This is a genomic window from Maribacter huludaoensis, from assembly GCF_029350945.1.
Lineage (GTDB): Bacteria > Bacteroidota > Bacteroidia > Flavobacteriales > Flavobacteriaceae > Maribacter > Maribacter huludaoensis.
On sequence record NZ_JARKMS010000001.1, the window covers coordinates 455,588 to 462,212 of the forward strand.

At 36.6% G+C, this 6,625-nt stretch carries 8 protein-coding genes; all 8 read left to right on the forward strand.

Annotated elements, in window-relative coordinates; genetic code table 11:
- Window positions 1-73 precede the first annotated feature (73 nt).
- Window positions 74-766: a hypothetical protein gene (locus PXC01_RS01965; RefSeq protein ID WP_276470695.1), complete on the forward strand. Its 693-nt coding sequence runs from the start codon at window positions 74-76 to the stop codon at window positions 764-766.
- A 120-nt stretch (window positions 767-886) separates the two neighbouring features.
- Entirely contained in the window at window positions 887-1,558 is a 672-nt protein-coding gene (rsmI, locus tag PXC01_RS01970) for a 16S rRNA (cytidine(1402)-2'-O)-methyltransferase (protein WP_276470696.1), read from the forward strand.
- Window positions 1,559-1,651: 93 nt separating this feature from the next.
- Window positions 1,652-2,023 (forward strand): hypothetical protein, encoded by a 372-nt coding sequence (locus tag PXC01_RS01975; RefSeq protein WP_276470697.1) that lies wholly within the window; start codon window positions 1,652-1,654, stop codon window positions 2,021-2,023.
- 232 nt (window positions 2,024-2,255) lie between these two features.
- The gene (locus PXC01_RS01980) at window positions 2,256-3,059 is read left to right on the forward strand and encodes an MbnP family protein (protein WP_276470698.1); all 804 of its coding nucleotides are present in this window, start codon (window positions 2,256-2,258) and stop codon (window positions 3,057-3,059) included.
- Window positions 3,060-3,108: 49 nt separating this feature from the next.
- Window positions 3,109-4,143: a cytochrome-c peroxidase gene (locus PXC01_RS01985; protein WP_276470699.1), complete on the forward strand. Its 1,035-nt coding sequence runs from the start codon at window positions 3,109-3,111 to the stop codon at window positions 4,141-4,143.
- Between the two features lie 3 nt (window positions 4,144-4,146).
- A complete protein-coding gene (locus tag PXC01_RS01990) occupies window positions 4,147-5,118 on the forward strand; it encodes a transporter family protein (RefSeq protein ID WP_276470700.1) in 972 nt (323 codons plus the stop codon).
- Window positions 5,119-5,149: 31 nt separating this feature from the next.
- Window positions 5,150-5,494: a HopJ type III effector protein gene (locus PXC01_RS01995; RefSeq protein ID WP_276470701.1), complete on the forward strand. Its 345-nt coding sequence runs from the start codon at window positions 5,150-5,152 to the stop codon at window positions 5,492-5,494.
- A 143-nt stretch (window positions 5,495-5,637) separates the two neighbouring features.
- Window positions 5,638-6,210: a uracil-DNA glycosylase family protein gene (locus PXC01_RS02000; protein WP_276470702.1), complete on the forward strand. Its 573-nt coding sequence runs from the start codon at window positions 5,638-5,640 to the stop codon at window positions 6,208-6,210.
- Window positions 6,211-6,625 lie beyond the last annotated feature (415 nt).

The window sequence follows — 6,625 nt, forward strand, 5'->3', positions numbered from 1 at the left end:
TCGTTTATTATTTAAGAATGATAAAGGTATTTAAAAAACCCGCTATTTAGGTCTTTACCGTAAAAATTGTGAGATGAAAAATAAGTTGAAACTGGAATTGAGAAAGTTATCTACAGAAATTTTGACTGCCGATAATTTAGATGATGTCACCAAATTGTATGAGGTTTCAAAGAACCTTTACGAGAAACTGGCCGTTCTTAGGTTTATTGAGGTAGAACTTAATGACATGGAAGTTGATGTTTCTAAAAATGCCATTGCGGCAAAATTTGAGGAAATGGCAAATGCCGTAATGAGAGGTAATACGGGAGTACCGGAGAGTAATCCGCATGAAGAAGATATCATCAAGTACCCAGGAATGGATACTATTAAAGGTTTTGTTTCTGAAATGCCAGATAATGATCAGCTAGAAGATGTTTTGACGGAGTTTATGTCAAAGCCCAATCTTATGAAAAATGATAAGGAACTGTTTACACCCTCTAAAGAAGATTTAAAGCAGGCAGGGGCAGCACCAAAATCATTAAATGATCGTTTGGCAAAAAGTAATGTAAAAGTAGATTTGAACGATCGTTTGGCATTTGTAAAGCATTTGTTCAATGATAATATGGAAGATTATAACCGTGTATTATCTCAATTGAATACTATAGATACGGAAGAACGTTCCATTTCATTCATTAAGAATATGGTGAAGCCAGACTATAATAATTGGGTGGGCAAAGAATCATATGAGGAACGGTTTATAGAATTGGTATCTCGTAGATTCTCTTAATAATAAAATATATGTGTCATGAACCCAGCACTTGTGTTGGGTTTTTTATTCGATAATCTAAATTAAAATTTTCAATACAATGCCTTTTAGGTCTACCTGAAGGCTTTTACTTATAAACACATGGGAAAGCTTTATTTGGTACCTACGCCTATCGGTAATTTAGAGGATATGACCTTTAGGGCCATTAGGGTTTTAAAGGAGGTAGATTTAATTCTGGCGGAAGACACACGTACCAGCGGAAAATTATTACATCATTTTGAAATTGGTACCCAAATGAAAAGTCACCATATGCACAATGAGCATAAAATGGTAGATTATTTGGTAGCAAAGCTAAAGGGGGGCGAGAACATTGCGTTAATTTCAGATGCAGGTACCCCGGCAATTTCTGACCCGGGATTTCTTTTAACCCGTGCCTGTGTAGAAGCGGGCGTTGAGGTAGAGTGTTTACCGGGAGCAACAGCTTTTGTGCCTGCATTGGTCAATAGCGGATTGCCAAATGACAAGTTTGTGTTTGAAGGGTTTTTACCCGTAAAAAAAGGTAGACAGACACGATTAAAGTTGTTGGCAGAAGAGTCACGTACTATCATCTTTTATGAATCTCCACATAAACTTATAAAGACATTAGGGAGCTTTGTGGAATATTTTGGGGCAGAAAGACCTATTTCGGTTTCCCGAGAGTTGACTAAGCTTTACGAAGAAACTGTTCGTGGTACTGCAGAGGAAGTACTAAAGCACTTTACAGAAAAACCACCAAAAGGAGAAATTGTTATTATCGTAGGCGGCAATAGGTAAATTTTGCAAAACTGTTGTTTAATAGGTTTTGTGTTAATTCCAAAAAATAAATAAGAAAATTTTAAAATCAGAATTATCTTTGATTCGGTTTTAATGAAAAAAAATCTCACATATACATTTATACTGTTATACCTCACAGCTATGGTAAAGCCGGTATTGCCTGTATTGGAGTATGTCATTAACCAAGATTACATAGCTGAGGTTTTATGTATCAATAAAGATAAACCGATGCTTAATTGCGATGGAAAATGTTATTTGTCTCAATTAATAAAAAAGCAGCAACAAGAAGATCATCAAGATATTCCTTCCGCAGATCTTCGTGAATATCCTATTGGTTTTGTTAGTATTCTTGATTGTGATTTTCAAAGTACAATAGTTGAAACAAAAGTGGTTTCAATGCATCCTAACTTAAACGAGCAACAGTTTATATCGGCTGTTTTTCATCCGCCAAACTTCTTATCTTAAATACAACTTAACAAACCTATGCCCTTTTTTAAAAGGTGTATACTGTTGTATATCCATACCACGTCACAAAACCTGTAGTCGTGGACATAATCAATTATTTTAAAATCAAACCTAATGCATAGTCATTAGGTAAAACCATTACGTAAACAAAGATGTAATATGCCATTATGTTTTGGGTTCTGCCCAGAATATTTAAGGGTGAATTATATCTGGATAATAACAATAATAACAGATGAAATTTATAAACAGAATTTTAATTGGAACCCTTGTTCTAAGTGCATTTGCAAGTTGTAGCAGTGATGATGATACAACAGATGAGCTAATGGGTGAGAATAGTATAACCCTAGAATTTGACAACGCTGTTGGTTCAGATGATTTATTACTGGCAACATCAAGTTACACAAATTCGCAGAACGAAACACTGACCATTACAAGGCTAAATTACATAGTCAGTAATTTTAGGTTAACAAATAATATGGGCGAAGTTTTTACCTATGAAAAAGATGACAGCTATTTTGTTACCAGTGAAGAAACGGGCAATACGGAAGTAGTATTGGAGAACATACCGGCAGGTACTTACATATCCGTAACTTTTGGTATAGGTGTAGACCAAGAAAAATACTTGCAAGGAGCAGAAGGTCAGGGAGACTTTTTAACAGTTGCCGAAGAAACCAATATGATGTGGTCATGGCAAGCAGGCTACAAGTTTTTAAATTTTGAGGGTACGTTTACTTCTGAAACGGTAACCGAAGCAACGGACTTTAAGGTGCACATGGGTAGCCATGGTTCTAGCTTGGATAATTATAAAGAGGTTACATTAAGTTTAGGAACAGATGCTTTGGTAAGTGATGAAATGTCGCCCATCATTCATCTAGTAGCAGATGCCAGTGTCATTTTAGATGGAGAAAACAAGCTTTCTTTGTCAGAGCAATCCGTAATTATGGTGAGTGAAGAAAAATCGCCACTTGTAGCCCTAAATACGGCAAGCATGTTCACTGTTGACCACGTACATAACGGTACAGGAGATTCACACTAAACACATTCGGGTCGCTCAACGGGCGGCCCTAATTTTAAAATGTTAACAGATGAAATATCTTTTATGGGTATTACTGTCCCTGTTTTTGGTGTCTTGCAGTAATGATTATGTAGCTATAGAGAATACCCTTTTAACAGTAGAAGTTCCAAAGAATTTTCCTGAATTGGCTTATGACATAGATGCAAATCCGCCAACACAATTAGGTTTTGAACTGGGTAAGAAATTATTTTATGATGGCAAACTTTCCTCTAACGGTTTTATCTCTTGCGGTTTCTGCCATGAGCAAAGTTCCGCGTTTACCCACCACGGGCATCAATTTAGTCACGGTGTAAATGATTTAGAGGGAACAAGAAATACGCCGTCAATATCAAATATGGCATTCTTTAATGAGTTTGCTTGGGATGGTGCTACATCTCACTTAGATCTTTTTCCAATAATCCCTATCACCAATGAGGTGGAAATGGGTGAAACCATGACGGGTGTCATCAATAAACTCATAGCCGATGCAGTATATCAAAGAGAATTTGAAATGGCTTTTGAGGAAGGCGGCGTAAATGCCGAGAATTTTTTAAAGGCCATATCTCAGTTTATGGTCATGATGATTTCTTCTAATAGTAAATACGATAAGTATAAGCGTAATGAAGAAGGTGGGCAACTAACCGAAACCGAAGCAATGGGACTAACTGTTTTTCAGCAAAAATGTGCTTCATGCCACGCTACGGATTTATTTACAGATGGCAGTTTTAGAAACAATGGCTTACCGCCTAATCCACAATTAAATGATTTGGGTAGGGTTGAGGTTAGTGGTAGCGATAGTGATAAGTACAAATTTAAAGTGCCAAGTTTAAGGAACGTATCATTGACCGCACCATACATGCATGATGGCAGGTTTGGTAGCTTAGAATCGGTATTGAATTTTTATACCAATGGTATGGTAGATTCAGAAACATTGGATGATTCTTTACAAACCCAAGACGGATTGGGCATAGCATTGAACGATGAAGAAAAAGAAGGCTTGTTGGCTTTTTTTGAAATATTGACGGATTACACTTTTATAAATGACGAACGATTTTCAGAATATTAAAATATGAAAAAGATTATAATATATATTTTTTGGCTTGGCGGATTATTTATGGTCCAAGCAAATGATTTGCCAGATACAGAGTATGAGTGTATTTGGAAAAATACAGCCTATGAATATTTCTGTGATACCTGCGGATGCGGGGGAAATGGAGGAAGTATGGGTTTTGGAACCGGATTGAATAATAACTTTGTTGGACTGAGGTACATAGGTCAGAAGTACCGCTCAAGAGATGGTATTTTTGATAATTCTCCATGGATAAACGAAAACTTTAACACAGTACAGGTATGGGGAAAATTTCCTGTGGGGAAACGAGTTTTGGTAAATGCATTGCTGTCCTACCATTCACACAACAGAACGTTTGCCGATAATACAGAGCAGACAATAAATGGTATTGGAGATGCCACAGTATTGGCATATTATAACGTACTACGCCAAACACCAGATAGCATCATCTCTATTAAGCCAGAACACGCCTTACAAATTGGTGGCGGAATAAAATTACCCACAGGTAGCTTTGATGCCGCTAACATTGAAGGCAGTGTCAACCCAAGTTTTCAACTGGGAACCGGCAGTTGGGATTATATTTTAGCTGCTAATTATGGAATTACCCATAGAAATTGGGGTTTATCTGCCTTATTGAACTATACCATTAAAACGGAAAACAGTAAAAGTTACTTGTTCGGTAATCAATGGAATGTGGCGTTGAACACCTACAAAACTTATTACCTTTCCTCGTCAGTATCACTTACTCCGCAAATAGGTTTGGGTGGCGAAATTTTTGAAGAAAATCAAGAGTTTAGTCTTACTGTACCAGATACAGGTGGAGAAGTATATTTTGCCCGTTTTGGTGTAGCAGCTAATTACAATAGGTATGCATTGGGCATTTCTAGTATGTTGCCTATTTCACAAAATTTGAATGCGGGTAAAGTTGAGGTTAAAAATAGGGTTTCGTTATATTTGAATATCAATATGTAAGAAATAACCAATTTAAGACCAAAAGTAAATCATGACATTAGCGGAATTTAAGAGTAAGTTGGCCACCACACCTAAAGAGGTTTCCTTTTCAGATACTATGGTAGTTATAGATTCTAAGTACAGTTTTACGCCAACGGCCTATACTAACGGAGAAGTAAGAAACGAAGTTGGTCAAAACTCGGGATCTTGTAAACTATTCTCTTTTGCTATCAAGGAAGGACTTACAAAAGAGGAAACGTTGACATGTTTTGGGTCGTATTATTTTGATGAAGTGTTACTTGACCTAAAAGGCACTTCTCATCAGAATATAAGAAACTTTATAAAAACGGGTTTTGAAGGATTGTCATTTGATGGCGAAGCATTGGCATTGCTTTAGTAGTTTATTGGCACCGCCAAAAAGTATACTACTCAAAGGCTTACCTTTAATTTAAAAGTTTGTTTCCTTTAAATGCCTCATGGGCTTGCCCTGAGGTGTTTTACTTGGCAATTTAATTTCTAATAGTATAGTTGAACATAACCATGCAAGAATTACTAACTGAAATAAGAGGTTGTACAGTCTGTAAGGCGCAATTGCCATTAGAGCCTAGACCTATTATTGCCGGTTCAATTGATTCAAAGATTATTTTGGTAAGTCAGGCACCAGGTAGAAAAGCGCATGTAGAAAATAAAGCTTGGGACGATCCCAGTGGCAAAAAATTACGCGAATGGTTGGGAGTAAATGAAGAGGTCTTCTACGACCCAAGTAATTTTGCCGTACTGCCTATGGGGTTTTGTTATCCGGGGAAAGGAAAAACGGGCGATCTGCCTCCAAGAAAGGAATGTGCCCCCTTATGGCATTCTCAGGTATGGGACCAATTTGAAAATGTAAAACTCATTCTACTAATTGGTAAATATTCTCAAGACCAATATCTAGGCAAGCAAGCCAAAAAGAACCTGACCGAAAATGTATTGCATTACAAAGAATACTTGCCTAAGTATTTTCTTCTACCACATCCATCACCTGTAAACCGCTTTTGGCGTAGTAAGAATCCGTGGTTCGAGGAAGATGTTGTTGGGGAGTTGCAAGGGTTGGTTGCTGATATTTTGAAATAATTATTCGCCATTGCGAGGCACTAAGCAATCTTTTCTTTTTTAGAGATGGGTATTGTTTGATGTTAATTATTAGGATACATCTTGACTAGAAATGATAAGAAAGGGATTTTTTAATAGGTGTTTTTATTGTCACTTCGAGTGAATTTTAGAGGCACGAGAAAATTAGTATCGAGAAGCTTTCACGTTCCAAAAGGTTCTTGATACCCTCCTACTTGGCGGGCAGACATTTTTTAATTCAATGAAAAAATTGAATTAAAAACCACTCGAACTCACAGCAGAGTTGCATTGTGAATTATTTTAGAAAGTAGTTTGGTATTGATAATCGAATAATTTATTTTTTGCTAATTGCTAATTGCTAATTGCTAATTGCTAATTGCTAATTGCTAATTGCTAATTGCTAATTGCTAATTGCTAA

Bases quoted from the DNA above. Each gene is read 5' to 3' on its own strand.
- PXC01_RS01965 (WP_276470695.1), top strand. From the start codon at position 74: ATGAAAAATAAGTTGAAACTGGAATTGAGAAAGTTATCTACAGAAATT.
- rsmI (WP_276470696.1), top strand. From the start codon at position 887: ATGGGAAAGCTTTATTTGGTACCTACGCCTATCGGTAATTTAGAGGAT.
- PXC01_RS01975 (WP_276470697.1), top strand. From the start codon at position 1,652: ATGAAAAAAAATCTCACATATACATTTATACTGTTATACCTCACAGCT.
- PXC01_RS01980 (WP_276470698.1), top strand. From the start codon at position 2,256: ATGAAATTTATAAACAGAATTTTAATTGGAACCCTTGTTCTAAGTGCA.
- PXC01_RS01985 (WP_276470699.1), top strand. From the start codon at position 3,109: ATGAAATATCTTTTATGGGTATTACTGTCCCTGTTTTTGGTGTCTTGC.
- PXC01_RS01990 (WP_276470700.1), top strand. From the start codon at position 4,147: ATGAAAAAGATTATAATATATATTTTTTGGCTTGGCGGATTATTTATG.
- PXC01_RS01995 (WP_276470701.1), top strand. From the start codon at position 5,150: ATGACATTAGCGGAATTTAAGAGTAAGTTGGCCACCACACCTAAAGAG.
- PXC01_RS02000 (WP_276470702.1), top strand. From the start codon at position 5,638: ATGCAAGAATTACTAACTGAAATAAGAGGTTGTACAGTCTGTAAGGCG.